The sequence below is a fragment of the Allobosea minatitlanensis genome, assembly GCF_964020775.1.
In genome coordinates this window covers 3,407,789-3,434,763 of the sequence record NZ_OZ224509.1, presented here as the reverse complement: position 1 = coordinate 3,434,763, position 26,975 = coordinate 3,407,789, and the positions used below count along the sequence as shown (strand labels likewise).

26 protein-coding genes are annotated in these 26,975 nt (G+C 69.7%); 19 read left to right on the top strand and 7 right to left on the bottom strand.

Going from position 1 to position 26,975, the window contains the following annotated elements:
- Nucleotides 1–92 precede the first annotated feature (92 nt).
- Both ACWH43_RS16995 and infC read left to right on the top strand, forming a co-directional pair.
- The gene (locus ACWH43_RS16995) at nucleotides 93–1,310 is read left to right on the top strand and encodes a glycosyltransferase family 4 protein (protein WP_158443826.1); all 1,218 of its coding nucleotides are present in this window, start codon (nucleotides 93–95) and stop codon (nucleotides 1,308–1,310) included.
- Between the two features lie 117 nt (nucleotides 1,311–1,427).
- Nucleotides 1,428–1,970, top strand: a complete 543-nt coding sequence (gene infC / locus ACWH43_RS16990; protein ID WP_158443840.1) for a translation initiation factor IF-3 — start codon at nucleotides 1,428–1,430, stop codon at nucleotides 1,968–1,970.
- A 59-nt stretch (nucleotides 1,971–2,029) separates the two neighbouring features.
- Here infC and ACWH43_RS16985 read toward each other — a convergent pair whose 3' ends face one another.
- Nucleotides 2,030–2,626 (bottom strand): TetR/AcrR family transcriptional regulator, encoded by a 597-nt coding sequence (locus ACWH43_RS16985; RefSeq protein WP_158443825.1) that lies wholly within the window; start codon nucleotides 2,624–2,626, stop codon nucleotides 2,030–2,032.
- Between the two features lie 103 nt (nucleotides 2,627–2,729).
- On the opposite strand from ACWH43_RS16985, the gene ACWH43_RS16980 reads away from it, so the two are divergent.
- The gene (locus ACWH43_RS16980) at nucleotides 2,730–3,938 is read left to right on the top strand and encodes an MFS transporter (RefSeq protein WP_158443824.1); all 1,209 of its coding nucleotides are present in this window, start codon (nucleotides 2,730–2,732) and stop codon (nucleotides 3,936–3,938) included.
- Nucleotides 3,939–3,987: 49 nt separating this feature from the next.
- Here the strand turns inward: ACWH43_RS16980 and ACWH43_RS16975 are convergent, their stop codons facing one another.
- Nucleotides 3,988–5,010, bottom strand: coding sequence for an amino acid ABC transporter substrate-binding protein (locus tag ACWH43_RS16975; RefSeq protein ID WP_158443823.1), 1,023 nt, complete (start codon nucleotides 5,008–5,010; stop codon nucleotides 3,988–3,990).
- Nucleotides 5,011–5,264: 254 nt separating this feature from the next.
- Here ACWH43_RS16975 and rpmI point away from each other — a divergent pair, with 254 nt between their 5' ends.
- Together rpmI and rplT are read left to right on the top strand one after the other, a co-directional pair.
- Nucleotides 5,265–5,465 carry a 50S ribosomal protein L35 gene (gene rpmI, locus ACWH43_RS16970; RefSeq protein WP_038361062.1) on the top strand — a complete coding sequence of 67 codons (201 nt, stop codon included), beginning with the start codon at nucleotides 5,265–5,267 and terminating at the stop codon, nucleotides 5,463–5,465.
- Nucleotides 5,466–5,493: 28 nt separating this feature from the next.
- Nucleotides 5,494–5,871 (top strand): 50S ribosomal protein L20, encoded by a 378-nt coding sequence (gene rplT, locus ACWH43_RS16965; protein WP_158443822.1) that lies wholly within the window; start codon nucleotides 5,494–5,496, stop codon nucleotides 5,869–5,871.
- 118 nt (nucleotides 5,872–5,989) lie between these two features.
- Here the strand turns inward: rplT and ACWH43_RS16960 are convergent, their stop codons facing one another.
- Nucleotides 5,990–6,778, bottom strand: coding sequence for an LOG family protein (locus ACWH43_RS16960; RefSeq protein ID WP_158443821.1), 789 nt, complete (start codon nucleotides 6,776–6,778; stop codon nucleotides 5,990–5,992).
- Nucleotides 6,779–6,954: 176 nt separating this feature from the next.
- On the opposite strand from ACWH43_RS16960, the gene pheS reads away from it, so the two are divergent.
- From pheS to ACWH43_RS16925, 7 genes are all read left to right on the top strand, one after another.
- Nucleotides 6,955–8,037, top strand: coding sequence for a phenylalanine--tRNA ligase subunit alpha (pheS, locus tag ACWH43_RS16955; protein ID WP_158443820.1), 1,083 nt, complete (start codon nucleotides 6,955–6,957; stop codon nucleotides 8,035–8,037).
- Between the two features lie 28 nt (nucleotides 8,038–8,065).
- Nucleotides 8,066–9,262, top strand: coding sequence for a ceramide glucosyltransferase (locus ACWH43_RS16950; protein ID WP_158443819.1), 1,197 nt, complete (start codon nucleotides 8,066–8,068; stop codon nucleotides 9,260–9,262).
- Between the two features lie 7 nt (nucleotides 9,263–9,269).
- A complete protein-coding gene (gene pheT / locus ACWH43_RS16945; protein ID WP_260348151.1) occupies nucleotides 9,270–11,693 on the top strand; it encodes a phenylalanine--tRNA ligase subunit beta in 2,424 nt (807 codons plus the stop codon).
- Between the two features lie 139 nt (nucleotides 11,694–11,832).
- Nucleotides 11,833–12,744, top strand: a complete 912-nt coding sequence (locus ACWH43_RS16940) for an alpha/beta fold hydrolase (RefSeq protein WP_158443817.1) — start codon at nucleotides 11,833–11,835, stop codon at nucleotides 12,742–12,744.
- A gap of 5 nt (nucleotides 12,745–12,749) precedes the next feature.
- Nucleotides 12,750–13,835 carry a tartrate dehydrogenase gene (locus tag ACWH43_RS16935; RefSeq protein ID WP_158443839.1) on the top strand — a complete coding sequence of 362 codons (1,086 nt, stop codon included), beginning with the start codon at nucleotides 12,750–12,752 and terminating at the stop codon, nucleotides 13,833–13,835.
- A gap of 83 nt (nucleotides 13,836–13,918) precedes the next feature.
- Nucleotides 13,919–14,623 (top strand): TerC family protein, encoded by a 705-nt coding sequence (locus tag ACWH43_RS16930; RefSeq protein ID WP_158443816.1) that lies wholly within the window; start codon nucleotides 13,919–13,921, stop codon nucleotides 14,621–14,623.
- A 14-nt stretch (nucleotides 14,624–14,637) separates the two neighbouring features.
- Complete coding sequence (locus ACWH43_RS16925) at nucleotides 14,638–15,378, top strand: TerC family protein (protein WP_158443815.1); 741 nt, start codon at nucleotides 14,638–14,640, stop codon at nucleotides 15,376–15,378.
- A gap of 3 nt (nucleotides 15,379–15,381) precedes the next feature.
- Here the strand turns inward: ACWH43_RS16925 and ACWH43_RS16920 are convergent, their stop codons facing one another.
- Nucleotides 15,382–15,996 carry a 4'-phosphopantetheinyl transferase family protein gene (locus ACWH43_RS16920; RefSeq protein WP_158443814.1) on the bottom strand — a complete coding sequence of 205 codons (615 nt, stop codon included), beginning with the start codon at nucleotides 15,994–15,996 and terminating at the stop codon, nucleotides 15,382–15,384.
- Nucleotides 15,997–16,148: 152 nt separating this feature from the next.
- Between ACWH43_RS16920 and ACWH43_RS16915 the strand changes: the two genes are divergently transcribed.
- The 4 genes from ACWH43_RS16915 to ACWH43_RS16900 all read left to right on the top strand — a co-directional run bounded on the left by ACWH43_RS16915 (nucleotide 16,149) and on the right by ACWH43_RS16900 (nucleotide 19,172).
- The gene (locus tag ACWH43_RS16915; RefSeq protein WP_158443813.1) at nucleotides 16,149–16,883 is read left to right on the top strand and encodes an AzlC family ABC transporter permease; all 735 of its coding nucleotides are present in this window, start codon (nucleotides 16,149–16,151) and stop codon (nucleotides 16,881–16,883) included.
- On the top strand, nucleotides 16,870–17,187 hold the full coding sequence (locus tag ACWH43_RS16910; RefSeq protein ID WP_158443812.1) for an AzlD family protein: 318 nt from the start codon (nucleotides 16,870–16,872) through the stop codon (nucleotides 17,185–17,187). Before ACWH43_RS16915 ends, ACWH43_RS16910 begins: the two co-directional genes overlap by 14 nt.
- A gap of 126 nt (nucleotides 17,188–17,313) precedes the next feature.
- Nucleotides 17,314–18,186 carry a branched-chain amino acid aminotransferase gene (locus tag ACWH43_RS16905; protein ID WP_158443811.1) on the top strand — a complete coding sequence of 291 codons (873 nt, stop codon included), beginning with the start codon at nucleotides 17,314–17,316 and terminating at the stop codon, nucleotides 18,184–18,186.
- Nucleotides 18,187–18,194: 8 nt separating this feature from the next.
- On the top strand, nucleotides 18,195–19,172 hold the full coding sequence (locus ACWH43_RS16900; RefSeq protein WP_158443810.1) for an NAD(P)H-dependent flavin oxidoreductase: 978 nt from the start codon (nucleotides 18,195–18,197) through the stop codon (nucleotides 19,170–19,172).
- 3 nt (nucleotides 19,173–19,175) lie between these two features.
- On the opposite strand, the gene murJ is transcribed toward ACWH43_RS16900, so the two are convergent.
- Both murJ and ACWH43_RS16890 read right to left on the bottom strand, forming a co-directional pair.
- Entirely contained in the window at nucleotides 19,176–20,702 is a 1,527-nt protein-coding gene (murJ, locus tag ACWH43_RS16895; protein WP_158443809.1) for a murein biosynthesis integral membrane protein MurJ, read from the bottom strand.
- Nucleotides 20,703–20,708: 6 nt separating this feature from the next.
- Nucleotides 20,709–21,740, bottom strand: coding sequence for a glycosyltransferase family 2 protein (locus ACWH43_RS16890; RefSeq protein ID WP_260348152.1), 1,032 nt, complete (start codon nucleotides 21,738–21,740; stop codon nucleotides 20,709–20,711).
- A gap of 122 nt (nucleotides 21,741–21,862) precedes the next feature.
- Here ACWH43_RS16890 and ACWH43_RS16885 point away from each other — a divergent pair, with 122 nt between their 5' ends.
- A complete protein-coding gene (locus tag ACWH43_RS16885; protein ID WP_158448225.1) occupies nucleotides 21,863–22,696 on the top strand; it encodes a ChbG/HpnK family deacetylase in 834 nt (277 codons plus the stop codon).
- A gap of 221 nt (nucleotides 22,697–22,917) precedes the next feature.
- Nucleotides 22,918–24,546, top strand: coding sequence for a methyl-accepting chemotaxis protein (locus ACWH43_RS16880; protein WP_260348153.1), 1,629 nt, complete (start codon nucleotides 22,918–22,920; stop codon nucleotides 24,544–24,546).
- Between the two features lie 122 nt (nucleotides 24,547–24,668).
- On the opposite strand, the gene ACWH43_RS16875 is transcribed toward ACWH43_RS16880, so the two are convergent.
- The gene (locus ACWH43_RS16875; RefSeq protein ID WP_158446731.1) at nucleotides 24,669–25,271 is read right to left on the bottom strand and encodes a superoxide dismutase; all 603 of its coding nucleotides are present in this window, start codon (nucleotides 25,269–25,271) and stop codon (nucleotides 24,669–24,671) included.
- Nucleotides 25,272–25,560: 289 nt separating this feature from the next.
- Between ACWH43_RS16875 and ACWH43_RS16870 the strand changes: the two genes are divergently transcribed.
- Entirely contained in the window at nucleotides 25,561–26,943 is a 1,383-nt protein-coding gene (locus ACWH43_RS16870) for a hypothetical protein (RefSeq protein WP_158446732.1), read from the top strand.
- Nucleotides 26,944–26,975 lie beyond the last annotated feature (32 nt).

Sequence of the window (26,975 nt, the reverse complement as noted above, 5' to 3'; positions counted from 1 at the left end):
GGGGCCGCGGCGAATAGGGGCTGCGGCCGTCATCCGATAGGGGCATATTCGCCTCCGTTCACGAAAGTCCAGACCAACAGCCTCCAGAGCGCATGTCCTTCAAGCCGGGTGCCCATCTCTCACTGCCTTCGACCGAGACGCATCCGCTCGCCGGGCGCACGATCCTGCAGATCATCCCGGAGCTGGAAGCCGGCGGGGCGGAGCGCACCGCGGTCGACATCGCCAGGGGGTTGACCGATGCAGGCGCGCGGGCGCTGGTCGCGACCGAAGGCGGGCGACTCGTCGCCGAGTTGCAGGCAAAGGGCGGCGTCTGGCTGCCTTTCCCGGCCGCCTCGAAGAACCCGATCGCGATGGCGCTCAACGTGCGCAAGCTCGTCATGCTCTGCCGCGAGGAGGAGGTCGAGCTGATCCATGCCCGCTCGCGGGCGCCGGCCTGGGTCGCGCTCGCCGCGGCCAGGTTCCTGAAGCTGCCCTTCGTCACCACCTATCACGGCTCCTATAACAGCCGCTCGGCGGTGAAGACGCTCTATAACTCGGTAATGGCGCGCGGCGACGTCGTCATCGCCAATTCGGCCTATACCGCCGGGCTGATCCTGGCGAAGCACCCGATGGCGCGCGACAAGGTGCGCGTCGTCAATCGCGGCACCAATTTCGCGGCCTTCGCCCCGGCCGCCGTCAGCGCCGAGCGGGTGCAGGCGCTGCGCAAGGCCTGGGGCGTCGAGCCGCATCAGCGCATCGTGCTGCTGCCGGGCCGGCTCACCGGCTGGAAGGGCCAGCGCGTGCTGATCGAGGCGGCGCGCCTGATGCGGGACGCCGGCGACGCCGATACCGCCTTCATCCTGGCCGGCGACGCGCAGGGCCGCGACGGCTACGTCAAGGAGCTCGACGGGCTGATCGCCAAGGCGGGGCTGGAAGGGCGGGTGAAGCGGGTCGGCCATTGCAGCGACATGCCGGCGGCGATGCTCTCCGCCGCGGTGGTCGCCGTGCCTTCGACCGACCCGGAAGCCTTCGGCCGCGTCGCGGTCGAGGCGCAGGCGATGGGCACCCCCGTCGTCGTCTCCGATCTCGGCGCCGTGCCCGAGACCGTGCTCGCGCCGCCGCAGGTCGGGCCCGGCGAGCGGACCGGCTGGCACGTGCCGCCGGACGATGCCGCGGCGCTGGCGGCCGGCCTGCGCGAGGCGCTGGACCTGCGCCCCTCGGCGCGCGAGGCGCTGGCGCGCCGGGCGCGCATCCATGTCGAGCGGCATTTCTCGCTGGAGGCGATGGTCGCGGAAACCCTCGACGTCTATTGCGCGTTGCTGGGGCGCTGACCGGCTTTCGCGGCAGGAGATGCCCGTCGCAGCGGTGTCATGCATTGACAACGCGCATCATTGTGCAATGTGTCTGAATCAACGGCGCGAGCTGCGCCAAACACAGGAGAAGCCCCCATTCGCCGTCCTTACCGCGCCGCCCCCACCCCGACCAAGGAAGGTCCTCGCTCGAACCGTGACATCCGCGGGGTGCGCGAAGTCCAGCTCATCGACGATACCGGCGCAAACCGTGGTGTCGTGTCCTTTTTCGACGCGCTGAAGATTGCCGAGGATGCCGGTCTCGACCTGGTCGAGATCGCCCCGAACTCCGTTCCGCCCGTCTGCAAGATCCTCGATTACGGCCGCTTCCGCTTTCTCGAGCAGAAGAAGGCCGCGGAGGCGCGCAAGAAGCAGCGCACCATCGAGATCAAGGAGATCAAGCTCCGGCCCGGCATCGACAAGCACGATTACGACGTGAAGATGAAGGCCATGCACGGCTTCTTCGAGGAAGGCGACAAGGTGAAGGTCACCCTGCGCTTCCGCGGCCGCGAGATGGCGCATCAGGACCTCGGCGTGAAGGTGCTGGAGCGCGTCAAGGTCGACACCGCCGAGATCGCCAAGGTCGAGAGCGATTGGCAGCTCGAAGGCCGGCAGATGGTCATGGTGCTCGCGCCGCGCTGAGGCGTGCGTCACCCGCGATCGCTGCAGGTCAGGAAAATGGGCGCCGCTGGCGCCCTTTTTCATGATGGCTTGCGCAAGAGGCCGTCGAGCATCGCGCTGAAGGCGTCGGTCGCGCCTTTGAGCGCCGCTTCCGGGTCGGGCGCATGCGCGATCCATTGCGCCGCATGCTGGGTCGCGCCGAAGATCAGCGTCGCCACCGCTTCCGGATCGAGCGGCATCAGAACGCCCTCGGCGACGAGCGCTTCGAGGCTTCGGGCCATCATCCGGATGCAGTCGTTCTGGATCGGCCAGCTCCAGGGGTCTCCCAGCACGGCCGGTCCGTCGCGCAGCATGATGCGCTGGATCTCCGGCTCCAGCGCCATGGCGAGATAGGCGGCGCATTCGTCGCGGAACCCCGTCCAGCGATCCCCGGCCTTGGCGGAGACGACGCGCAGCCTGACCGTCATTTCCGCGTCGATCTGGTCGATCACGGCGGCGAACAGCCCCTTCTTGTCGCCGAAATGGTGATAGAGCGCGCCGCGCGTCAGCCCGGCCGCCGCCGTCATCTCGTCCATCGAGGCGGCGGCATAGCCCACCCTGCCGAACGCCGCGCGCGCGGCGGCGATCAGGCTGGCGCGGGTTTCCGCGATCATGTCGGCGCGAGGCCTGCGTGCCATCACATCCCTTTCACATACGGTCCGTATGTTAATTGACATGCGCCGCGTATGTAAAATAATCATTCACATACGCGGCGTATGCCGATCTCCCTCGGGACCCATCATGTCCAACCCCTATCGCGACATCTTCCGCGCGCCGGGCGCGCTCGCTTTCTCATCGGCCGGATTCATCGCCAGGCTGCCCGCCTCGATGGTCACCCTCGGCATCGTCACCATGCTTTCGGAGCGGCGCGGCGACTATGGCGTGGCCGGCGCCGTCGCCGCGACCTTCGCGCTGGCCAGCGCCCTGATCACGCCGCAGGTCTCGCGCCTCGTCGACCGCTACGGCCAGCGCCGCGTCCTGCTGCCGGCGGCCGGGGCGGGCGCCCTGGCGCTGGGCGGCCTGATGCTCGCGACCCGGGCCGGCGGGCCGAACTGGCTGCTCTTCGGCTTCGCGCTGCTCTCCGGCCTGATGCCGACCATCGGCGCGATGGTCCGGGCCCGCTGGACCGAGTTCTATCGCGGCACGCCGCAACTGCGTACCGCCTATGCCTTCGAATCGGTGGTGGACGAGATCATCTTCATCATCGGCCCGATCATCGCGATCGGGTTCAGCGTCGGCCTGTTCCCGGAGGCAGGCCCGCTCGCCGCCGTGATCTTCCTGGTGGTCGGCGTGCCGCTGCTCTGCGCCCAGCGGCGCACCGAGCCGCCGGTGCGCGCCCGCTCCGCCGAGATCGAGCGGTCGGTCGTCCGGCTCGGCGGGATGCAGGTCGTCGTGCTGGCCATGATCGCGATCGGCGCGATCTTCGGCACCGCCGAGATCTCCGCGGTCGCCTTCGCCGAGGCGCAGGGCCAGAAGGGGATGGCGAGCCTGGCGCTGGCCGTCTATGCGGCGGGCTCCCTGATCGTCGGCCTCGTCTTCGGCACGCTCAGGCTCAAGGCTTCGCTCGCGGCCCAGTTCGCCGCGGCGCTCGCCCTGGCGGCGGCGACGACCCTGCCGCTGCTGGCCGTGTCCGGGCTCGCCTCGCTGGCGGCGGTCTTCTTCCTGGCGGGGGCGGCGGTGTCGCCGACCATCATCATCGCCATGGGGCTGGTCGAGCGCCTGGTGCCGGCGCGTCAGCTCACGGAAGGCATGACCTGGGCCATCACCGGCATCGGCATCGGCATGGCGCTCGGCGCCTCCGCCGCGGGTGCGCTGATCGACCTCCTCGGCGCGCGCGGCGGCTTCTGGGTCTCGGTCTCGGCCGGCTTCGTCGGGCTGCTGATCACCCTCGTCGGCTATCGCCGATTGCAGGGCGAGCCCGAGCCGGCCGCCATCTGCGAGCCGGGCTGAGAGGCGGAAGGCCGGCTGCCGGGAACCCGGCGGCCGGCCCGCGCCGGGCTCAGCGGATCGGCGGGCCGTATTGCAGGCCGCCCTGCGTCCACAGCTTGTTGACGCCGCGCGGCAGCGGGTTGCTGGTCTTCGGCCCGAAATGGCGCTCGAAGCTCTCGCCGTAATTGCCGACGGCCTTGACGATGCGCACCACCCAGTCATTGGTCAGGCCCAGCGCCTCGCCGAACTTGCCCTCGGCGCCGAGCATGCGGCGGATCTCGGGATTCTGCGAATTCTTGGCCAGGTCCTCGACATTGGCTTGGGTCACGCCAAGCTCCTCGGCGTCGATCGTCGCGATCACCGTCCAGCGCACCAGGTCGAACCAGGCCGGATCGTTCTTGCGCACCCAGGGGCCGAGCGGCTCCTTGGAGATCACCTCCTGGAGCAGAACATGCTCGTCCGGATCCTTCAGCCGGCCGCGCGTGCCGGCCAGCGCCGAGAGGTCGGTGGTGTAGGCGTCGCAGCGCCCGGCCTCATAGGCCTGCACCGTGTCCTCCAGCGTGGCGAAGGCGACGGTCTCGAACTTGATGCCGTGGGTGCGGCCGTAATCGGCGAGGTTGAGTTCGGTGGTCGTGCCCTGCGCGACGCAGACCGAGGCGCCGTTGAGGTCCTTGACCGTGTTCACGCCGAGCTTCTTGCGCACGATGAAGCCCTGGCCGTCGTAATAATTGATCGCGGTGAAGCTGACGCCCTGGCCGATGTCGCGGCCGAGCGACCAGGTCGTGGTCCGGGCGAGCACGTCGATCTCGCCGGCCTGCAGCGCGACGAGCCGGTTCTTGCTCGACAGCGAGAGATAGCTCGCCTTGTCCGGATCGTTGAAGATCGCCGCGGCGAGCGCGCGGCAGACATCGGTGTCGAAGCCGTGCCAGACGCCGTCCTTGTCCTGCAGCGAGAAGCCCGGAACGCCTTCGCTGGTGCCGCAGATGATGTTGCCGCGCGCCTTGATCTTCTCGAGCGTCGACTGGGCGAGGGAGGGGCTGGCGGCGGCCGCCAGGGCGAGGCCGGCGGCCAGGCTGAGCAGGATGCGTTTCACGGGTGAGGCTCCGGTTGGAAAGGCGGGCGAGATCAATCTGCCTCTTTTGCGATGAAGCTGTGAAGCCGGTTTCCGCAAGGTCGTCGGCGAAGCCGGCTTTTCGCTTGCCAGCCGGCTTCTTTTCTGCGATAGGCCCGGCCTTCGATCGCCCGGCTGATAAGGGCTGCCGTGGCGGTCGTTCTTTGCTTCCTGAAAGCAAAATCTGGCCAAAGCCGCCGCGAGGCGTGCCGGCCTTATGACCGATAGGAGCTGAAATGCCCAAGATGAAGACCAAATCGGCCGCTAAGAAGCGGTTCAAGATCACCGGTACCGGCAAGGTGCTCTACGCCCAGGCCGGCAAGCGTCACGGGATGATCAAGCGGACCAACAAGCAGATCCGCAATCACCGCGGCACCACGACCCTCTTCGAGGGCGATGCGGCCAACGTGAAGAAGTACTTCCTCCCCAACGGCTGACGCCACCTGACACTCCGGAGATCATGACATGGCTCGCGTGAAACGGGGCGTGACGTCCCACGCCAAGCACAAGAAGACGTTCAAGGCCGCCAAGGGCTTCTATGGCCGCCGCAAGAATACGATCCGCGCCGCCAAGGCGGCCGTCGATCGCTCGATGCAGTACGCCTATCGCGACCGCAAGAACAAGAAGCGCTCCTTCCGCGCTCTCTGGATCCAGCGCCTCAACGCTGCGGTGCGCGAGCACGGCCTGACCTATTCGGTCTTCATCGGCGGCCTGATCAAGGCCGGCATCGAGCTGGACCGCAAGACCCTCTCGGCGATGGCGATCGACGACGTGGCTTCGTTCGCCGCTGTGGTCGAGACCGTCAAGGGCGTGCTCGGCCAGCCGGAGGCCAAGGCCGCCTGAGCGGACCGAACCGATCGGAATTGGAAAAGGCCGGCGGAAACGCCGGCCTTTTTCGTGTCTGCGGAAGCTCGCCCCGTCATTGCTTCGCCGCGCTCGCAGTGACGCCGGTGTCGGCAGACTATGTCTGCACGCTGCCGTTGCCCGGATGGTCCCAGCCGTCGCCGCCGCCGTCGACGATGCAGGCATAGGCTTCCTCCGGCGTGTCGGCATAGGCGAACAGCTTCAGGTCGTCGGGGCGGATGAAGCCGGCTTCGGCCATGGTGTCGAGCTTGAGCAGCCCCTGCCAATAGGCCTTGTCGAACAACACGATCGGCACCGGGTCCATCTTGCCGGTCTGCACCAGCGTCATGATCTCGAACAGCTCGTCGAGCGTGCCGAAGCCGCCGGGGAACACCACCAGCGCCTCCGCCCGCATCGCCAGATGCATCTTGCGCATCGCGAAATAGTGGAAGCGGAAGGTCAGGTCCGGCGTCGACCAGGCGTTCGGCTCTTGCTCGTGCGGCAAGGTGATGTTGAAGCCGATCGAGAGCGCGCCGGCTTCGGTGGCGCCGCGATTGGCCGCCTCCATGATGCCGGGGCCGCCGCCGGTGGCGATGACGTGATGGCGCCCGGCCTCGCCGTCGCGCAGCGCCCCGCCGCGTTCCGAGGCGAGGCGGCCGAAGGCGCGGGCCGCCTCGTACCAGCGGTTGCCCTCCCGCACCCGCGCCGAGCCGAAGACGACGATGGTGGAGACGACGCCGCGCGCCCTGAGATGGTCCTCGGCCTTCTGGTATTCGAGCATGAAGCGGGCGCCGCGGGTCGAATCGCCGAGGATGAAGTCGGGATCGAGGGCGGCGAGCCGGTAGGAGGGCGATTCCTTCTGGGCGGTGTTGTCGGGCAAGGCGTCCTCCTGTGTCGTCGCTCGCATCGCGCGAAAGCCGCCCCTTCTCGGAAGAAACCGCCGCCGAGGCAAACGGGCAGATCGTCGCCCTGCCGGGGAGGAGGGCGCTCGTTTCGATGCGATGCCGCTTCGCACTGGCATATGCCGGCCGTTCCCGCTAGAACGCGGCCGTTCCCACGCCTTCAAACGCTTGCGACCCGTTCATGACCGATATCGCCACCCTGGAACGCGACACCCTCGCCGCGATCGCCGCCGCCGCCGACGAGGCCGCCGTCGAGGAGCTGCGCATCGCGGCGCTCGGCAAGTCGGGCTCGGTCTCGGCCCTGCTCAAGACGCTGGGCGCGATGACGCCCGACGAGCGCAAGGAAAAGGGCCCGCTGATCAACGGCCTGCGCGACCGCGTGCAGGGTGCCATCGCCGCCCGCAAGGAGGCGCTGGGCGAGACGGCGCTGGAGGCGCGGCTCGCCTCCGAGCGTCTCGACGTCTCGCTGCCGGTGCAGGACGGGCCCGAGGCGCGCGGCCGCATCCACCCGATCAGCCAGGTCATCGACGAGATCACCGCGATCTTCGGCGATATGGGCTTCGCCGTCGCCGAGGGGCCGGATGTCGAGACCGACGACCTCAATTTCACCAGGCTCAACTTCCCGGTTGGCCATCCCGCCCGCGAGATGCACGACACCTTCTTCTTCGCGCCGGACTCGAACGGCGAGCGCAAGCTGCTGCGCACGCATACCTCGCCGGTCCAGGTCCGCACCATGCTGGCCGAGGCCCCGCCGATCCGCGTGATCTGCCCGGGCAGGACCTATCGCAACGATTCCGACCAGACCCACACGCCGATGTTCCATCAGGTCGAGGGGCTGGTGATCGACAAATCCGCCAATCTCGGCCACCTCAAATGGATCCTGGAGGAGTTCTGCAAGTCCTTCTTCGAGATCGATGACGTGAAGATGCGCTTCCGTCCGTCCTTCTTCCCCTTCACCGAGCCCTCGATGGAGGTCGACATCCAGTGCTCGCGCAAGGGCGGCGAGATCCGCTTCGGCGAGGGCGAGGACTGGCTGGAGATCCTCGGCTGCGGCATGGTGCATCCGAACGTGCTGCGCAATTGCGGGCTCGACCCGGACGTCTATCAGGGCTTCGCCTGGGGCATGGGCATCGACCGCATCGCCATGCTGAAATACGGCATGCCGGATCTGCGCCCCTTCTTCGAGGCGGATGTGCGCTGGCTCGCGCATTACGGCTTCCGCCCGCTCGACCTGCCGACCCTGACCGGCGGCCTCTCCTCATGACGGCGGCGACCCGGCAGGGGAGGGCGCGATGACGCCTGCGGGCTGGGCGGCGCTGGCCGCGGGGCTGCTGGTCGCGGTGAACCTGGCGAGCCAGGCCATCGCGCTCTGGCGGCTGCGCCGGCCCTTGCAGCGCTCGGCCCTGCTGGCGGAGCTGCCGCCCGTCACCATCGTCAGGCCGGTGCGCGGCATCGAGGCCTTCAGCCGCGAGACCGCCGTCTCGGGGCTGGAGCTCGACTATCCGCGCTACAGCACGATCTTCTGCGTCGCCGACGCAGACGACCCGATCGTGCCGCTGATCGAGGAGCTGATCGCGCAATTCGGGCCCGACAAGGCGCGGCTGCTCGTCGGCGACGTCGCCGTCAGCGCCAATCCCAAGCTCAACAACTGCGTGCGCGGCTGGGAGGCGGCGACGACCGACTGGGTCATCCTCGCCGATTCCAACGTGCTGATGCCGAAGGACTACATCCAGCGGCTGATGGCCGCCTGGCGATCCGATACCGGCCTCGTCTGCTCGACGCCGGCGGGCTCGCGGCCGCAGAATTTCGGCGCCGAGGTCGAATGCGCCTTCCTCAACGCCTTCCAGGCGCGCTGGCAATATGTCGGCGAGGCGCTGGGGCTCGGCTTCGCCCAGGGCAAGTCGATGCTGTGGAACAAGCCCTTCCTCGACGCGAATGGCGGCATCGCCGCGCTCGGCGCCGAGATCGCGGAGGACGCCGCCTCGACCAAGCTGGTGCGCGCCGCCGGCCGGCACGTCCATCTCGTCGGCCAGCCCTTCGAGCAGCCGCTCGGGCCGCGCCGCCTCGCCGATGCGGTGCAGCGCCAGTTCCGCTGGGCCCGCCTGCGGCGCGTCACCTTCCTGCCCTTCTTCGCGCTGGAGATCCTCTCCGCACCGCTGCTGCCGGCGCTGCTCGCGACCGTCGCGGGCGTCGGCTTCGGCCTGCCGTTCTGGCTCGGGCCGCTGCTGGTGCTGGCCGTCTGGTATGCCGGCGACATCGCGCTCTCGGCCGGGGTCGGCTGGTTCCTGAACTGGCGTTCGCCTTTTGCCATGCTGGTGCGCGACATCGCCTTCCCCGGTGTCTGGGCCTATGCCTTCATCGGCGGCGAGGTGAGCTGGCGCGGCAACGCCATGACGATCCGCGCCGACGGCGCCAACGCGCTCAACCAGGCGACGCCGGCCCTTTCGGCCACCAGCGCCAAGATTTCGACCGATCCCGCCCGACACTGATACGACGATGAAATTCACGATCTCCTGGCTCAAAGAGCATCTCGACACCGACGCCTCCGTTGCGGAGATCGCCGAGACCCTGACCCGCATCGGCCTGGAGGTCGAGGCGATCGAGGATCGCGCCGCCGCGCTCTCCGCCTTCACCATCGCCTATGTCGTCGAGGCGAAGCAGCACCCGAACGCCGATCGCCTGCGCGTCTGCATGGTCGACACCGGTGCCGGCGAGCCGGTGCAGGTCGTCTGCGGCGCGCCCAACGCCCGCACCGGCATGAAGGGCGTGTTCTCGCCGCCGGGCAGCTACATCCCCGGCAAGAAGATCACGCTCGGCAAGGGCGTGATCCGCGGCGTCGAATCGAACGGCATGCTGGTCTCGGAAGCCGAGCTGGAGCTCTCCGACGACCATGACGGCATCATCGAGCTGCCCGCCGATGCGCCGGTCGGCCAGCCCTACGCCGCTTATGCGGGGCTCGACGACGCCGTGATCGAGATCGCGGTGACGCCGAACCGGGCCGACGCGCTCGGCGTCGCCGGCATCGCGCGCGACCTCGCCGCCGCCGGCCTCGGCAAGCTGAAGAGTTCAGCCGTCCAGCCGCTGCGCGGCTCCTTCCCGTGCCCGGTCGAGGTCAGGCTCGATTTCACGGACGAGGACCGCAAGCTCTGCCCGGCCTTCGCGCTGCGCCTCGTGCGGGGCGTGAAGAACGGCCCCTCGCCGGACTGGTTGCAGGCGCGGCTGCGCGCCGTCGGCCTGCGTCCGATCAACGCGCTCGTCGACATCACCAATTTCATGACGCTCGACCGCAACAGGCCGCTGCATGTCTTCGACGCGGCCAAGGTGACGGGCGATCTCACCGTGCGCCGCGCGAAGGAGGGCGAGACCATCCTCGCGCTCGACGGCAAGACCTATACGCTGACCGACGAGCAGGTCGTGATCGCCGATGAGCGCGGCGTCGAATCGCTTGCCGGCATCATGGGCGGCGAGGCCTCGGGCAGCGGCGAAGGCACCACCGACGTGCTGATCGAGAGCGCGCTCTGGGACCCGCTCAATGTCGCCCGCTCCGGCCGGGCGCTCGGCATCAACTCGGATGCGCGCTACCGCTTCGAGCGCGGCGTCGATCCCGATTTCGTCCGGCCGGGCCTCGACCTCGCCACCGCCATGGTGATCGCGCTCTGCGGCGGCGAGGCCTCCGAGATCGCATTCGCCGGCGAGTTGCCCGACAGCCCCGGCGCGATCGACTTCCCCTGGTCCGAGGTCAAGCGCCTCACCGGGCTGGAGCTGCCGCAGGCGGAGATGAAGCTGGCGCTGACCTCGCTCGGCTTCCATGTCTCGGGCACGGGCGACCGGGTCAAGGTCGCGCCCCCCTCCTGGCGCGCCGATGTCGGCGGCAAGGCCGATCTCGTCGAGGAGATCGTGCGCATCGCGGGCCTGGACCGCGTCGTCTCGACGCCGCTGCCGCGCATCAGGGGCGAGGTGGTGAAGCCGGTTCTCACCGTTCTCCAGAAGCGCACCCGCACCGCCAAGCGCACGCTGGCCGCGCGCGGCCTGGTCGAGGCCGTGACCTGGTCTTTCATATCGCATGACCAGGCGAAGCTTTTCGGCGGCGGCTCGAGGAAGCTCGCCCTCGCCAACCCGATCGCGGCCGATCTCTCCGACATGCGGCCCTCGCTGCTGCCGGGGCTGATCCGGGCGGCACAGAACAATGCCGATCGCGGCTTCCCCGACGTCGCCCTGTTCGAGGTCGGCCAGATCTTCCTCAGCGACGAGCCGGAAGGCCAGCTCGCCGCCGCCGCCGGCCTGCGCCGCGGCACGGCGCGGCTCGACGGCGTCGGCCGCCACTGGGATGGCGGCGCTCGATCCGTCGACGCCTTCGATGCCAAGGCCGACGTGCTCGGCCTGCTCTCGGGGCTGGGGGTTCCGACCGGCGGCCTGCAGATCGTCGCGGGCGGCCCGGCCTGGGCCCATCCCGGCCGGTCCGCCACGCTGCAGTTCGGCCCCAAGGGCGTGATCGGCGCCTTCGGCGAGGTCCACCCGAAGATCCTGAAGGCGCTCGACGCCAAGGGCCCGCTCGTCGCCTTCGAGATCCATCTCGATGCGCTGCCCCTGCCGAAATACAAGCCGACCAAGGTCAAGCCGAAGCTCACCCTCTCCGATTTCCAGCCGGTGACCCGCGACTTCGCCTTCATCGTCGACAAGGCCGTGGCGGCCGGCGACATGATGAAGACGGGGCAGGGCGCCGACCGCGCGCTGATCGCCCATATCGGCGTCTTCGATCTCTATGAGGGGCAGGGCGTCGAGCCCGGCAAGAAGTCGGTCGCGCTCGCCGTCACGCTGCAGCCGGTAGAGAAGACCCTGACCGAGGCGGAGATCGAGGCTGTCGGCAGCAAGATCGTCGCGGAGATGGCCAAGCGCTACGGCGCGACGCTCCGGGGCTGAGCCGTCTTCCGTCATTGCGAGCCGCGCTCGCAATGACGGCGAGATTCTCACCATTGATCAGGATTATGTAATAATCCGGGGCAGAAGCCCCGGCGCTTTCGGGGTATCGGCAGGCGCATTGTTGCAGAATTCCGGCCTGATGAGTCTCACCGAGCTCCCCGTTTCCGACAATCTGTTCCCCGGCTTTCGCCTGCTCGACGTTCAAACGCCGGGCGCGCGCATCCGCGTGCGCGTCGGCGGCGAGGGGCCGCCGCTCCTGCTGCTGCACGGCTATCCGCAGACCCATGCGCTCTGGCACAAGGTCGCGGCGCGGCTGAGGGACCGCTTCACCCTCGTCTGCGCCGATCTGCGCGGCTATGGCGACAGCGACAAGCCGCCGACCGATTCCGCGCATCAGCCCTATTCCAAGCGCGCCATGGCGCAGGACGTGGCGCAGGTGATGACCGCGCTCGGCCATGAGCGCTTCTGCATCGGCGCGCATGACCGTGGCGCCCGCGTCGCGCATCGTCTCGCGCTCGACCATGCCGGGCGCGTCCTCCGCCTCGCCACGCTCGACATCGCCCCGACGCGGGAGATGTACGCCAACACCACCGATGCCTTCGCCCGCGCCTATTGGCACTGGTTCTTCCTGATCCAGCCCGCCCCCTTCCCGGAGCGGATGATCGGTGCCGACCCGGAGGCCTATTGGCGCAAGAAATGCGGCTCCGGCTCGGCCGGGATGAGCCCCTTCGCGCCGGAAGCGCTCGCCCATTACCTGCGCTGCTTCGCCGATCCGGGCACGATCCACGGCTCCTGCGAGGACTACCGCGCCGCCGCGACCATCGACATCCGCCATGACGACGCGGATGGCGGGCGCAAGCTGGCGCAGCCGCTGCTCGCCCTCTGGGGCGCCGACGGCATCATCGGCAAATGCTTCGACCCTCTGGCCTTGTGGCGCTCGCGTGCGCAGGATGTGCGCGGCCACGCCCTGCCGGGCGGCCACTACCTGGCGGAAGAGGTCCCGGACCTCGTCGCCGCGGAATTCACGTCTTTCTTCGGAGAAGCCGCATGAGCGGGATGACCACCAGCGGGACCAACCGCGTCTATCGGATCGCCGTCATTCCCGGCGACGGCATCGGCAAGGAGGTCATGCCCGAGGGCCTGCGCGTGCTCGAGGCCGCCGCGAAGACATACGGCTTCGAACTGCGTCTCGACCAGTTCGATTTCTCCTCCTGCGACTATTACGCCAAGCACGGCAAGATGCTGCCGGACGACTGGAAGGAGACGATCGGCGGCCATGACGCGATCTATTTCGGCGCCGTCGGCATGCCCGCCCAGGTGCCGGACCATGTTTCGCTCTGGGGCTCGCTGCTGCTGTTCCGGCGCGAATTCGACCAGTACGTCAATCTCCGCCCGGTGCGGCTGATGCCGGGCGTCCCCGGCCCGCTCGCCGGCCGCAAGCCCGGCGACATCGACTTCTTCGTGGTGCGCGAGAACACCGAGGGCGAGTATTCCTCGGTCGGTGGGCGGATGTATGCCGGCACCGAGCGCGAGATCGTTATCCAGGAGACGGTGATGAGCCGCGTCGGCGTCGACCGCGTGCTGAAATACGCCTTCGAGCTCGCGAGCCGCCGGCCGCGCCGGAAGCTGACCTCCGCCACCAAGTCGAACGGCATCTCGATCACCATGCCCTATTGGGACGAGCGGGTGAAGGAGATGGCGAGGAACTATCCCGGCGTCGCTGTCGACCAGTACCATATCGACATCCTGACCGCGCATTTCGTGCTGAACCCGGACCGCTTCGACGTGGTCGTCGCCTCGAACCTGTTCGGCGACATCCTCTCCGATCTCGGCCCGGCCTGCACCGGCACCATCGGCATCGCGCCCTCGGGCAACATCAACCCGACCGGCGACCATCCCTCGCTGTTCGAGCCGGTCCACGGCTCGGCGCCGGATATCGCGGGGCAGGGCATCGCCAATCCGGTCGGCATGATCTGGTCCGGCGCGATGATGCTCGACCATCTCGGCGAGCACGAGGCCGCCAAGGGCATCGAGGCCGCGATCGAGCGGGCGCTGGGCGATGCCCGCACCCGCACGCGCGATCTCGGCGGCACGCTCGGCACCGAAGCGGCCGGCAAGGCGGTCGAGCAGGCGCTGGGCTGAGCTGAGACAAGGGCCGGCGCGGCGCGGGCCGCGCCGGCCGCAGGAAAGGGAGCCGGCACGGGCCGGCGAGGACGTCGCCAACCATGGACCTGACATCGTTTTCTCTGGCCGACCCGCTGCTCTGGGGCAAGCTCTTCGAGATCATCCTGCTGAACGTCGTCCTCTCGGGCGACAATGCGGTGGTGATCGCCCTGGCCTGCCGGGCGCTCGCGCCCGCGCAGCGCACCAAGGGCATCGCGCTCGGCGCGGCCGTGGCCGTGGTGCTGCGCGTCGCCTTCACCGTGATCATCGCCTCGCTGCTCAGCATGCCGTTCCTGCGCATCGTCGGGGCCGGGCTGCTGATCTGGATCGCGGTGAAGCTGCTGGTCGAGGATGGCGAGCAGGACGAGGATTCGATCGCCGCCAGCAGCAAGCTCTGGAAGGCCGTGCAGACGGTCGCCATCGCCGACATCATCATGAGTCTCGACAACGTCCTGGCCATCGCCGGCGTGGCGCGCGACTCGATGGGGCTCCTGGTGGCCGGCCTCGTCATCTCGATCCCGCTGATCGTGGTCGGGGCCTCGCTGATCACCAATCTCCTGACCCGCTTCCCGATCCTGGTCTGGGCCGGCGCGGCGCTGCTCGGCTGGGTCGCGGGCGAGATGCTGGACAGCGACCCCTGGCTCATCGGCCATTTCGGATCGGAGCTTCTGCACCGGCTCGAATATCCCGCGGCGGCGCTCGGTGCGCTCCTGGTGCTGGGACTGGGCTATCTGATCAAATCGCGCCGGCCGGACCCGGCCCTCTGACAAGGGACTGACCGATGGATTTCGCCTCCTCGACCTTCTGGATCTCGCTGCTCCAGATCATCTGGATCGACCTGCTTCTGTCGGGCGACAATGCGGTGGTCATCGCGCTCGCCTGCCGCTCCCTGCCGGAGAACCGCCGCAAGCTCGGCATCTGGCTCGGCGCCGGCGCGGCGGTGGGGCTGCGCATCATCTTCGCGCTGATCGTCACCTATCTGCTCGGCGTGCCCTATCTGAAGATCGTCGGCGGGATCCTGCTGTTCTGGATCGCGATCAAGCTCGCGGTCGGCGAGGAGGAGGCGCATGGCGAGATCGAGGCGAGCTCGAGCCTGTGGAAGGCGGTGCGCACCATCGCCATCGCCGATGCGGTGATGAGCCTCGACAACGTCATCGCCATCGCCGGCGCGGCCAAGGGGCATCCCGAGCTCTTCATCTTCGGCCTGCTGCTCTCGATCCCGCTGATCATCATGGGCGCGCAACTGCTCACCTCGATCATCGAGCGCTTCCCGATCCTGGTCTGGATCGGCGCGGCGCTGCTCGGCTGGATCGCGGCCGAGATGATCCTGGGCGACGTCGCCGTGCTGCAATGGCTGCAGACGAGCCTGCCGGCCTGGGTCAAGACCGTGCCCGTCGACGTCAACCCGCTGGGCATCGGCCCGGCCGACCTGCCGCATTACGCGGCGGCGGCCATCGGCGCGGTCTTCGTCTGCGCGGTCGGCTATGCGCTGAGGCGGAAATCCGGCGGCGCGCCGGCCTGAGCCTCAGGCCCTGTCGAGAACGATCGCTGCGGCGGCCAGGGTTTCCCGGCCGCCGTTTTCGACGGTGCGCAGAAAGCCCTCCGCCGCGATGCCGCGCGAAGGGTCGTCGACATGGAAGCGCTCCGGCGAGGGGAACGACACGGCGAAGCTCTCCGGCGGATGGACGAAGCCGGTGCCGAGCGCCTTCACATAGGCTTCCTTCGCGGCCCAGAGCCGCGCGAAGGCGAGCGGGCGCGCGCCGGCCCCGATCGCGTCCAGCATGCTGAGCTCGTCCGGGTGCAGGGCCTCGCGCGGGACGATGCCGGCAGGGTCGACCAGCTCGACATCGACCCCGACCGGCTGCCGCGCCAGCGCCACCGCGACGATGCCGGCCCGCGTCGCCAGCGAGATGCGCAGGCCGCCCGCGCCGGGCCCGTCGATCCGGGGCTGGCCGGCGGGGTCATGGGCGATGACGCACCCGGCCCCGGCGCTGCCGAGCTGCCGCGCCACGACGAGGCGGGCCGTCCCGCGCCGCAGCCGCGACCGCTCCGCCAGGTTGCCCGGCCGCTCTTGCGTGTCCACCAGCCAGACGGCCGGATAGCTGGGCGCGGTCGCCGCGACGGAGTGGAACCAGTGCATGCCGGCGTTTATGGCATGGAGCCCGCGCCGAAACACGGGGTGGCGGGCCGGAGGCTCTGCTTCGCCTCCGGCCTCTGCCTTGCATGGAGCACATGCGCGGGCGCGGCCGGCATGCGTTGACCGGAACGCCCCTTCGGCCTTTGGAAGACGCCATGCAGCCTCACGATGCCGGATCGCCGCCAGCCGAAAGCGCCGCGCCCCTGACCGGGCGGGGCATGCTGCTCGGCCTGCGCCGGGTTTCGGTGCTGATGCCGGGCGTCGTCGTCTTCGCGGTCGCCTTCGGCGCGGCGGCCTCGGCCAAGGGCATGAGCCTCGCCGAGACCTTGCTGATGAGCGCCTTCGTCTATGGCGGCGTCTCGCAGCTCGTCGCGATGGAGCTGTGGCGGCCCGAATGGAGCTGGGGCGCGATTGCGGGCCTCGCCGTCGTCACCGCCACGGTCAACGCCCGGATGATCCTGCAGGGCGCTTCGCTCCAGCCCTGGTTCGCGCGCTACCCCAAGGCGGTGAACGCCTTCCACCTGTTCTTCTTCACCGATGCGAACTGGCTGATCGGCACGCGCTACCGGTCCGAGGGCGGCCGCGACCTCGGCGTGCTGGTCGGGGCGGGGCTCGCCCTGTGGGCCGTCTGGATCGTCGCGACGGCGCCCGGCCACATGCTCGGCATGCTGGTCTCCGATCCGCGCCGCTACGGCATCGACCTGGTCATGCCGATCTTCTTCGCCGCCATGATCGTGCCGCTCTGGCGCGGCCGGCGCGGCCTCGTCCCCTGGGCCGTCGCCGGCTGCGTCGCGCTGCTCACGGCGAAGCTGGTCGACGGCTACGCCTTCATCATCGCCGGCTCGCTGGCCGGGGCCGTGACCGGGGCCTTCCGCGATGACCCTGCCTGACCCCGGCTCCTGGGGAGCCCTGCTGGCGATCGCCGCCATGGCGGTCGCGACCTATCTCTGCCGCATCGCCGGCGTGGCGGCGATGAGCTTCGTGCCGCTGACGCCGCATGTCCGGCGCGGGCTGGCGGCGCTGCCCGGCTCGATCGTGGTGGCGACGGTGCTGCCCCTGATCGAGCGGCTCGGCCTCGCGGCGGGGCTGGCGCTGCTTGTGGCCGTGGCGGCGATGGCGGTGAGCCGCAGCGAGCTCGTCGCGCTCCTCACCGGCATGGCGGCGATCGCGGCGGCGCGCTTCCTCGGATTCTGATCCATCACCCCGCCCGATGGCTTTCATCACATCCCGTCATCGCGCCATGCGCGGCCGGCTGTTGACGGGGCGCGGCGGCGGGAGGACGGTGCGGCGGAGTAAAACCGACTGGAACGGAGCGCCGCTATGGCATGGTATTCTCAGACCTGGACCTGGTTCGACGGAGCCTGGCATGAAGGCAATCCCGGTCTCGTCGGCCCGCGCAGCCATGCGCTCTGGCAGGCTTCCAGCGTCTTCGACGGCGGCCGCTATTTCGACGGCGTCGCGCCCGATATCGAGCTGCACGCCGCCCGCGTGAACCGCTCCGCCGTGGCGCTCGGGCTCCAGGCCACGGTCACGCCGGACTTCATCGTCGAGAAGATGTATGAGGGCGTGAAGAAGTTCGCCCCCGGCACGGCGATCTATGTGAAGCCGATGTATTGGGGCGAGGCGGACGGCCCCTCCACCATCATGCCCGACCCGGATTCGACCCAGTTCGCGCTCTGCCTGTTCGAGGCCGCGATGCCGCAGCCGAGCAACGGCTTCTCGGTGACCAAGGGCCTCTACCGCCGCCCGACCTACGAGACCGCCCCGACCGATTCCAAGGCCGGCTGCCTCTACCCGAACAATGCCCGCATCCTCAAGGCCGCCAAGGAGGCGGGCTTCGACAACGCGCTGGTGCTCGACATGCTCGGCCATGTCGCCGAGACCGGCACCTCGAACATCTTCCTCGCCAAGGACGGCGTGGTGAAGACCCCGGTTCCGAACGGCACCTTCCTGAACGGCATCACCCGCCAGCGCGTGATCAAGCTGCTGCGCGGCAGCGGCGTCACCGTCGAGGAATGCAGCCTGCGCTACGAGGAGTTCGAGACCGCCGACGAGATCTTCATCTCCGGCAACTACTCGAAATGCATGCCGGTGACCCGGATCGACAACCGCACGCTCCAGCCCGGCCCGCTCTTCCGCAAGGCGCGCGAGCTCTACATGGACTTCGCCCACACCAAGGCCAAGGCCGCCTGAAACCTGCTATGGCGCGCCTCGCCACGCGATTGACCGAGCGGCTCGGCATCGCCCATCCGATCCTGTCGGCGCCCATGGCGCTGGCGGGCGGCGGGGCGCTGGCCGCCGCGGTGACGCGGGCGGGCGGCCTCGGCCTGATCGGCGGTGGCTATGGCGACGCCGATTGGCTGGAGCAGCAATTCACCGCGGCCGGCAATACCCGGATCGGCTGCGGCTTCATCACCTGGTCGATGGCGAAGAAGCCCGAGCTGCTGACGCAGGCGCTGGCGCACGAGCCGGCGGCGCTGATGCTCTCCTTCGGCGATCCGCGCCCCTTCGCCGCCGAGATCGCGGCTTCGGGCGTGCCCCTGATCTGCCAGTGCCAGTCGCTGGAGCATGTCCGGCAGGGGCTGGAGGCCGGCGCCGCGATCATCGTCGCGCAGGGAACGGAGGCGGGCGGCCACGGCGCCAGCCGCGCGACCTTGCCCTTCGTGCCGGAAGTCGCCGATCTCCTCGCCCGCGAGAGCCCGGACACGCTGCTGCTCGCCGCCGGGGGCATCGCCGATGGCCGCGGCCTCGCCGCCGCCCTGATGCTCGGCGCCGACGGCGCGCTGGTCGGCACCCGCTTCTGGGCGAGCCGGGAGGCGCTGGCGCATGAGCGCCACCAGGCCGCCGCCGTCGCCGCGACCGGGGACCGGACGGTGCGCTCCTCGCTGCCCGATATCGCCCGCCAGCTCGACTGGCCGAAACCCTTCGACATCCGCACCGCCAACAACGCCTTCATCGCGCAATGGGCCGGCCGCGATCACGAACTGAAGGCCGCGATCGCCACCGAGGCGCCGGCCTATCGCGAAGCCTTCACGGCCGGCGATCCCGACAGGGCCGCGGTGATCTTCGGCGAGGCCGCGGGGCTGATCGCCGATATCCCCTCGGCCGGCGAGATCGTCGGGCGGATGGCCGGCGAGGCCGCCGCGCTGCTCGGCCGGGCCGGGCGCTTCCTCGCCTGAGCCTCAGCGCACCAGCCTGAACAGCCCGGTCGCCTTCAGTCCGATGCCGGCAAGCGCGGCATAGATCGCCCCGGCCGCGGCCGACAGCGCCAGCACGCCGATCAGCAGCGGCTGGAAGGGCAGGGCGGCCGTCAGGTGCATGGCGCGCGGCGCCAGCCACCAGGCGAACAGGCCCGCCGCGACCGCCGCGCCGCCGACCACGGCGAAGAAGCCCGGCAGGCGCGGATCCGGCGTGGTCCAGCCGCGCTTCAGCCCGAGCACGAACAGGGTCAGCAGGTTGACCCAGGCTCCGGCGGCGGTCGCCAGCGCCAGGCCCGGCGCCCCCCAGTCCCGCCAGAGCAGCAGCTTCAGCGCCAGGTTGCAGGCGATGGCGCCGAGCGCGACCAGCATCGGCGTCATCGTGTCGCCGCGCGCCTGGAACGCCGAAACCTGCGAGCGCATCATCACGATGGCGGGCAGGCCGAGCGCATAGGCGAAAAGAACGGTGCCCGAGGCGATGCTGGCCTGGGCGTCGAAGGCGCCGCGCTGGAACAGCCCCGCGACGATCAGCTCCGGCACCGCGATGAAGGCGGCGACGAAGGGCGCGCTGGCGACGAAGGCGATGGCGAGCGCCCGGTTCTGCGCGCGGTTTGCGGCGGCCTCGTCGCCGCGCGCGATCGCCCGGCTCATCGCCGAGAGCGCGACCGTGCCGACGGCGATGCCGATCAGCCCGATCGGGAGCTGGTAGAGCCGTTCGGCATAATACAGCGCCGAATAGGCGCCGCGCGGCAGGAGCGAGGCGATGATGGTGTCGGCGAAGATCGCGATCTGCACGCCGGCAGAGCCGATCACCGCCGGCCCGAAGGCCTTGAGGAAGCGGCGCACGCCGGCATCCATATGCGGCCTGACCAGCCGGCTCGAGACGCGCGCGCGCCGTGCCGCGACATAGAGCAGGAGCCACTGCGCCAGCCCCGAGATCGAGACGCCCCAGGCCGCGGCATAGGCCGCGCTCGGAAACAGGAACGAGACCGACAGCGCCGCCATCATCCCGACATTCAGCAGGATCGGCGCCGCCGCGAAGGCGGCGAAACGGTCGACCGCGTTGAGCGTCGCGCCGAGGAAGGTCACCATCGTGACGAAGAGGAGATAGGGGAAGGTGATCCGCGTCAGCGCGACCGCGAGCGCGAAGACCGCAGGGTCCTCCTTGAAGCCGGGGGCGAGCAGCGTCACCAGCCAGGGCATCAGCGGCAGCGCCAAGGCCAGCAGCACGACCTGGATCAGGAACAGCACGGTGAACAGCCGGTCGGCGAAGAGATTGGCCGCCTCCTGCCCCTGCTTTTCCGCGACATGGGCATAGGCCGGCACATAGGCCTGGTTGAAGGCGCCTTCGCCGAAGATGGCGCGGAAATGATTCGGCAGGCGCAGCGCCACCGAGAAGGCGTCCATGGTCGCGCCGGCGCCGAGCACGGCCGCGAGCATGATGTCGCGCGCGAAGCCGGTGAGGCGCGAGATCAGCGTGTAGCCGCCGACCGACAGGATGTTTCTGAGCATGAAGGCCTAGCGGATCAGCGGCGGCAGGGCGTCGCCGCGCGGGTGGTCGACGGTGCGCGCCTCGAAGCCGACGCGCTCGCCGATGAGATAGAGCGGCCGGCGCTTCACCTCGGCGAAGATGCGCCCGACATATTCGCCGATCATCCCGAGCGAGACGAGTTGGATGCCGGAGAAGAACATGATCGAGACGATCAGCGAGGGGAAGCCGGGCAAATCGGTGCCGTAGAACAGCGTGCGCAGCAGGAAGTAGAACGCCGAGAGGGTCGCGACGCAGGCGATGATCGCCCCCGACCAGGTCGCGATCTTCAGCGGCACGGTCGAGAAGGAGGAGAGCCCGTCGAAGGCGAAGGAGAACAGCTTGCGGTAGCGGAATTTCGACTGGCCGTGCGCGCGCTCCGCTACCTCGAAGGGCACGCCGATCGAGCGGAAGCCGACCCAGGCGTAGAGCCCCTTGGAGAAGCGCGCCCGCTCCGGCAGGGCGCGCAGGGCGTCGACCGCCTTGCGGTCGAGCAGGCGGAAGTCGCCGGCGCCTTCCGGCAGGTCGGTTTCGCCGAACTGCGCGAAGATGCGGTAGAAGGCCTTGGCGAAATTGCGCTTCAGCCGGGTCTCGCCGATGCGGTCGGTGCGCTGGCCGTAGATGTTGAGATAGCCCTCGCGCCATTTCTCCAGGAAGGCCGGGATCACCTCCGGCGGATGCTGGAGATCGGCGTCCATGATGACGACGGCGTCGCCGAAGGCATGGTCGAGCCCGGCGGCGATGGCGATCTCCTTGCCGAAATTGCGGCTGAAGGAGACGGCGCTGATTCGCGGGTCGGCCGCGTTGAGCGCGCGGATGATGCCGAGGGTGTCGTCGCGGCTGCCGTCGTCGACGAAGACGATCTCCCAGGAGGCGACCTCCTTCGCCAGCACCGCCCGCAGCCGCTCGACCAGCGGACGCAGGTTGTCGGCCTCGTTATGGACGGGCACGACGACCGAGAGTTCCGGCCAGCGGGAGGCGCGGGGTGCGCGCGGGGCCGGTTGGGGCGCGATGTCCGACACGAAGGACCTCTTGCAAGGCGCCGCCGACAGGGTGACGCGCGACGCACAGAACCGTAAAGCTGGGCGGCCGACAAGCCCGTCGCTTCGAGACTTGCCCGGCTGAACCAGGGATTCCGACGACCATGGCGAACGGCTTCGTTCTCTGCGCCGATGATTTCGCCCTGACGGAAGGCGTCAGCCGCTCGATCCTGGAGCTTCTCGGCCGCGGCAGGCTCTCCGCCACCGGGGCGATGACCAACCGCCCGCATTGGCCCAGGCTGGCGCCGGAACTCGGCGCTTTTGCGGACGCAGCCGATCTCGGCCTGCATTTCAACCTGACCTGCGCGGCGCCTCTCTCCGCCATGCCGCGGCTGGCGCCGGGCGGCGCCTTTCCCGCGCTTAGCACGGTGGCGCGGGCGGCCGCGGCATCGGCGGCGGTCCGCCGCGAGATCGCCGCGGAGTTCGGCCGGCAGCTCGACGCCTTCGAGCAGGCGATGGGCCGCCCGCCGGATTTCGTCGACGGCCACCAGCATGTGCATGTCCTGCCGGGCGTGCGGCGCGCCGTCCTCGATGCGCTGGCGCGGCGTTACCCTGCCGGCTCGCTCTATGTGCGCGACCCCGCCGACACGGTCGCCGCGATCCGCCGGCGGGGCGTCGCGGTCGGCAAGGCGCTGGTCATCGCCGGGCTGGCGAGCGGCTTCCGCTCGGCGGCGCTGCGCCGGCAGTTGCGCGCCAACCGCGGCTTCGCCGGCGTCGCCCCCTTCGACCCGGGGCGCGACTTTGCCGCCGATCTCCGGCGCTTCCTGATCGCGCCCGGCCCGGCGCATCTGGTGATGTGCCATCCCGGCTTCATCGACGAGGAGCTGGCGCGCCTCGATCCCGTCGTGGCGACCCGGCCGGTGGAGCATCGCGCCATCGCGGCGTTCGTGCCGCCGGCCGGCCTGCCATTGCGCCGCTTCTCGCAGATCCAGGGCTAGCCTCCGCTGTCTTCTCGCCGGGGCGGTTGCACGGAAGATCGGGTCGCTCCCGGGGGCAGGCGGCCCCGCACAAGCAAATTATTTACCGTCCTGCGCCACTCTTCCGGCCGGGTGGAGGGGGCCGTTCGCTGATGGATGGCGCCGAGTCGAAGGGCGGTCGCTCGATGGCGTGGTTGATGCGGGCGGCCGGGACGGCTGACGACGGGCAGGCGGATCTCCGGATGAAGGGCCCGAGATCGCTCAGCCGGCAGATCGCGCTGGCCGCGGTGATCATCGTCGCGGCCGCGATCATCTTCGTGGTCATGGCCGTGTCCCGCTACAACGACAGCCGCACCCGGGCCGATCTCGACCAGAAGGCGACCGCGCTGACGCTGATGGTGGCGAATGCCGCGCCGTCGCCGATCCTGTCGCGCGACAACGTCATCCTGGGCAACATCCTCGAATCGCTGCGGCGCGACCCCGATTTCGACGCCGCCATCGTCGCCGACGATCTGGTGGCGCTGGCCTCGGCCGGCCGCAGCGAGGAGGCGCGGCTCTCGCTCACGGTGCGCTCGCTGACCAAGGCGCTCGGCCAGGAGCCCTGGGCGAAGCTGCTGAGCGCGGGCGCGATCGACAGCGAGGATGCCACCAGCATCACCAAGATCCAGCCCGTGCGCGTCTCGGGCAGGCAGATCGGCTATGTCGCCGCCCGCTTCGACAAGACCCGGCTGGTCGCGCGTGCCGCCTGGGAGCAGTTCGTCATCATCGGCCTGGGGCTCGGCGTGCTCGTCGTGCTGGGGCCGCTGCTCTGGATCTCGCTGTCGCGCACCATGCGGCCGCTGCGGGGCATGACCAACGCCATCGTCAGCATCTCGGACGGCAATCTCGACACGCCGATCGACGCGCTGGAGCGGCGCGACGAGATCGGCGCCATCGCCCGCGCCCTCGGCGTGCTCAAGATCAGGCTGGCGGAGCGCGCGGCGCTGGAGGAGCGGCAGAACCTCTCCGAATCGGAACGCCGGGTCCGCCAGCAGAATGTCGACGGCGCCATCGCGATGTTCCGCAGCGAGGTCGGCCTGGCGCTGGAGGCGTTCAAGAGCAATGCCGGGCGGATGCTCGAGGCCTCGGACGGGCTGGCGCGCGTCGCGGCGGAATCCTCCGAGCGGGCCGCGCGCGCCGCCGACAACGCCCATGACGCCTCGGGCAATGTCGAGAACGCCGCGCAGGCCGCGGAGGAGATGGGGGCGGCGATCCGCGAGGTCGAGTTCCAGGTGCGGCGGGTCCGCACCGAGATCGTCGAGGCCGCCTCGGCCTCGCGCGACACGGCCGGCTCGGTCCGCGAACTCGACGAGACCGCCCGCACCATCGGCGAGGTGGTCAACCTCATCCGCGACATCGCCGCCCAGACCAACCTGCTGGCGCTCAACGCCACCATCGAGGCGGCGCGTGCCGGCGAGGCCGGGCGCGGCTTCGCGGTGGTCGCCTCCGAGGTCAAGTCCCTCGCCGCGCAGACGGCGGATGCGACCGACCGCATCGTCTCGCAGGTCGCCGCCATCCAGGGCGCCACCGGGCAGGTCGTGCGCGCGATCCAGAACATCGCGGAGCGGATGAACGCCATCGAGACCTTCGCCAATTCCGTCGCGGTCTCGATCGAGCAGCAGGCGCTCGCGACCGGCGAGATCGCCAGCGGCGTGGCCATGGCCAGCTCCTCGGCCCTGTCCGTCTCGAGCGATCTCAGCGTGCTCGCCGACAGCGTCGAGGAGACCGGCCGCTCGGCGGAGCAGGTGAGCGGCGCCGCCGGCGAGGTGGCGGCACAGGCGCAGCGCCTGGATTCGACCGTGGACCAGTTCCTGCGCAGCGTCGCCGTCTGATCGCCAAGGGGCTGTCCCGTCATCGCTTCGCCGCGCCCGCAATGGCGCGCATCCCCGACCATAAAAAACGGGGCCGCGAGGCCCCGTTCCCGTCCCGATCCGCGAAATCGGCTCTTGCGAGGTCAGCCCTTGGCGGCCTTCTCGTAGAGTTCCGCGACGTACTCCCAGTTCACCAGGCTCTCGAGGAAGGCCTTGAGGTAATCGGGGCGGCGGTTGCGGTAGTCGATATAGTAGGAGTGCTCCCAGACGTCGACGCCGAGCACCGGCGTGCCGCCATGGACGAGCGGGTTCTCGCCGTTCGGGGTCTTGCTGACCGCGAGCTTGCCGCCCTTGACCTCGAGCCAGGCCCAGCCCGAGCCGAACTGGCCGACGCCGGCGGCGGTGAAGTCTTCCTTGAACTTGTCGACCGAGCCGAAGGCGTCGACGATCGCCTTCTCGAGCGCGCCCGGAATCTTGCCGCCGCCATTCGGCTTCATCCACTTCCAGAAGTGGAGGTGGTTGTAGTGCTGGCCGGCATTGTTGAAGACGGCGGCGTTCTTGCCATAGGAGCCCTTGACGATCTCCTCGAGCGACTTGCCCTCGAATTCCGTGCCCTTGATGGCGTTGTTGCCGTTGTTGACATAGGCGAGGTGATGCTTGTCGTGATGGTATTCCAGCGTCTCCTTCGACATGAAGGGCTGGAGCGCGTCATGGGCGTAGGGGAGATCAGGAAGAGTAAAGGTCATTAGGCCTCTCCTTGGGCTGTGAAATGGCTTGAATCAGAATGGCTTGCCATTCGGAGGCGGGGCCATGACAACCCTGCCGCTCCGGCTGGATAGTTAAGCGCCCCGGCGCGGCTCGACAACCGCCAAGACTGCGAAAAGCCCATGTTCCCTCGACAGGTGGCCATAATCGGGCCAGATTCCTCTTCTTAAGCCGGGTCGATTGGAAACTCTCTCTTATTCAATACGTTAGATATTGGCGCGTTTCCGCCCGCCTGCTGGGTGAGGCAAGCCCTGCATCGAGGATGCCGAATTGATCGCTGTTTTCTCTCTCGTCGGCCTCGCGCTTTTCGGAGGCGGCCTTTACGCCATCTATGATGGCTGGCCCTATCTGGTGCTGGAGCGCGGCTTCACCGAGGTCATCATCGGCTCGATCGCGGCAGCGGCCGGGCTCGTCATGCTCTCGCTGGCCTGGCTGCTGAGGGAGCTCCGGACGCTCCGCAGGGAGCTGGCCGGGGCGGCCGCGACCCAAGCCGCCGCGGCGCCGGTCGCCGAAGCCGCCTTGACGGCCGCGCCGCGCCAGGCGAGGCCCGAAAGCCCGGCCGCGACCCTGCCGCCGGCCGCGCCGGTCGCCGTCGGAGCCGCTGTGCTGGGCGCGGGAGCCGCCGCGGCCGTCGCCGTCGCGGAAACGCCCGAGGCGGGCTCGCCCGCTCCCGAGACGCTGGAGCGCGACCTGTTCGGCGCGCTGGTCGCGGAGCATCTCATTGCTCCCGACGCGGATGCGGATCTCGCGGAGGAGAAGCCCGAGCCGGCGCGCGACGAAGCCGTGGCGGACATGTTCGGGAAGGAGGCTTTCGGCATCGCGCCGGCCGTTCACGACGAAGCGGCCGCGGGCGAGCTGCCCGCCGAGGCGGCGCAGGCCGACGAGCCCGCCGCGGTCGTGGCCGCGTGGCCGCTACCTGACGAAACGCCTGACGCATCCGACGAGGCGGCGCAGGCGAAGGGCGAAGAAGCCGAAGGCCCGGCCGGTGATGCGGCGGATGACGCGGTTGCCGCGGAGCCTGAACCCGCCGCCGAGCCCGCCGGCCATGACGAATTCGCGGCCCTGCGCGAGAGCCTGACCAGCCAGCTCGGCGGCCTGCATCGCCCGGGCGGGCGGATCGAGCCCGCGCTGGCGCCCGAGGACGACCCCTTCGCCGAAGCGGAAGCCTGGATGGCCTCGCCCGGCGGGCGCCGGGAGCCGCGTTTCGATGCTCCGGCCGCGACGGCGGAAAGCGAAACCGCCCCGCCGGCCCCGGCATGGCCGCCACGAACCGAGCCGGCCCTGCCCGTCGCCCCGGCCGGTCGCGAGCCCGGACCGTCCGAGGAGGACGTCGCTGCGGCGCAGGACGAGCCGGTCGATCTGCCGCATGAGGCGGCGTCCCGCGAAGAGCAGGTCCCCGTCGCCGCAGAGCCGGCGGAGACCGAGGCCTTGCCGCAGGAGGAGCCCGGCCCGGAGCCGGCCGGCACGCAGGCCCAGGCGCCGGCCGCCTCGGATGAGGGGGTCGTCGGCGCCTATCAGGTCGGCGAGACCCATTTCACCATCTATGCCGACGGCTCGATCCGGGCCCGCACGCCGGAGGGCGAATACAGCTTCGCCTCGATGGACGAGCTCAAGGTCTATCTCGCCAGCGAGAAGAGCAGGCTCGGCGTCTGAGGCCGGGCCTCTCCGCGCAACGACGGGCGGTG

Bases quoted from the DNA above. Each gene is read 5' to 3' on its own strand.
- murJ (WP_158443809.1), bottom strand. From the start codon at position 20,702: ATGCTCAGAAACATCCTGTCGGTCGGCGGCTACACGCTGATCTCGCGC.
- ACWH43_RS16910 (WP_158443812.1), top strand. From the start codon at position 16,870: ATGACCCTGCCTGACCCCGGCTCCTGGGGAGCCCTGCTGGCGATCGCC.
- ACWH43_RS16885 (WP_158448225.1), top strand. From the start codon at position 21,863: ATGGCGAACGGCTTCGTTCTCTGCGCCGATGATTTCGCCCTGACGGAA.
- pheT (WP_260348151.1), top strand. From the start codon at position 9,270: ATGAAATTCACGATCTCCTGGCTCAAAGAGCATCTCGACACCGACGCC.
- ACWH43_RS16920 (WP_158443814.1), bottom strand. From the start codon at position 15,996: ATGCACTGGTTCCACTCCGTCGCGGCGACCGCGCCCAGCTATCCGGCC.
- ACWH43_RS16995 (WP_158443826.1), top strand. From the start codon at position 93: ATGTCCTTCAAGCCGGGTGCCCATCTCTCACTGCCTTCGACCGAGACG.
- ACWH43_RS16935 (WP_158443839.1), top strand. From the start codon at position 12,750: ATGACCACCAGCGGGACCAACCGCGTCTATCGGATCGCCGTCATTCCC.
- ACWH43_RS16915 (WP_158443813.1), top strand. From the start codon at position 16,149: ATGCAGCCTCACGATGCCGGATCGCCGCCAGCCGAAAGCGCCGCGCCC.
- ACWH43_RS16875 (WP_158446731.1), bottom strand. From the start codon at position 25,271: ATGACCTTTACTCTTCCTGATCTCCCCTACGCCCATGACGCGCTCCAG.
- rpmI (WP_038361062.1), top strand. From the start codon at position 5,265: ATGCCCAAGATGAAGACCAAATCGGCCGCTAAGAAGCGGTTCAAGATC.
- ACWH43_RS16985 (WP_158443825.1), bottom strand. From the start codon at position 2,626: ATGGCACGCAGGCCTCGCGCCGACATGATCGCGGAAACCCGCGCCAGC.
- ACWH43_RS16980 (WP_158443824.1), top strand. From the start codon at position 2,730: ATGTCCAACCCCTATCGCGACATCTTCCGCGCGCCGGGCGCGCTCGCT.
- pheS (WP_158443820.1), top strand. From the start codon at position 6,955: ATGACCGATATCGCCACCCTGGAACGCGACACCCTCGCCGCGATCGCC.
- ACWH43_RS16930 (WP_158443816.1), top strand. From the start codon at position 13,919: ATGGACCTGACATCGTTTTCTCTGGCCGACCCGCTGCTCTGGGGCAAG.
- ACWH43_RS16950 (WP_158443819.1), top strand. From the start codon at position 8,066: ATGACGCCTGCGGGCTGGGCGGCGCTGGCCGCGGGGCTGCTGGTCGCG.
- ACWH43_RS16880 (WP_260348153.1), top strand. From the start codon at position 22,918: ATGAAGGGCCCGAGATCGCTCAGCCGGCAGATCGCGCTGGCCGCGGTG.
- ACWH43_RS16900 (WP_158443810.1), top strand. From the start codon at position 18,195: ATGGCGCGCCTCGCCACGCGATTGACCGAGCGGCTCGGCATCGCCCAT.
- ACWH43_RS16925 (WP_158443815.1), top strand. From the start codon at position 14,638: ATGGATTTCGCCTCCTCGACCTTCTGGATCTCGCTGCTCCAGATCATC.
- ACWH43_RS16940 (WP_158443817.1), top strand. From the start codon at position 11,833: ATGAGTCTCACCGAGCTCCCCGTTTCCGACAATCTGTTCCCCGGCTTT.
- rplT (WP_158443822.1), top strand. From the start codon at position 5,494: ATGGCTCGCGTGAAACGGGGCGTGACGTCCCACGCCAAGCACAAGAAG.
- ACWH43_RS16960 (WP_158443821.1), bottom strand. From the start codon at position 6,778: ATGCGAGCGACGACACAGGAGGACGCCTTGCCCGACAACACCGCCCAG.
- ACWH43_RS16905 (WP_158443811.1), top strand. From the start codon at position 17,314: ATGGCATGGTATTCTCAGACCTGGACCTGGTTCGACGGAGCCTGGCAT.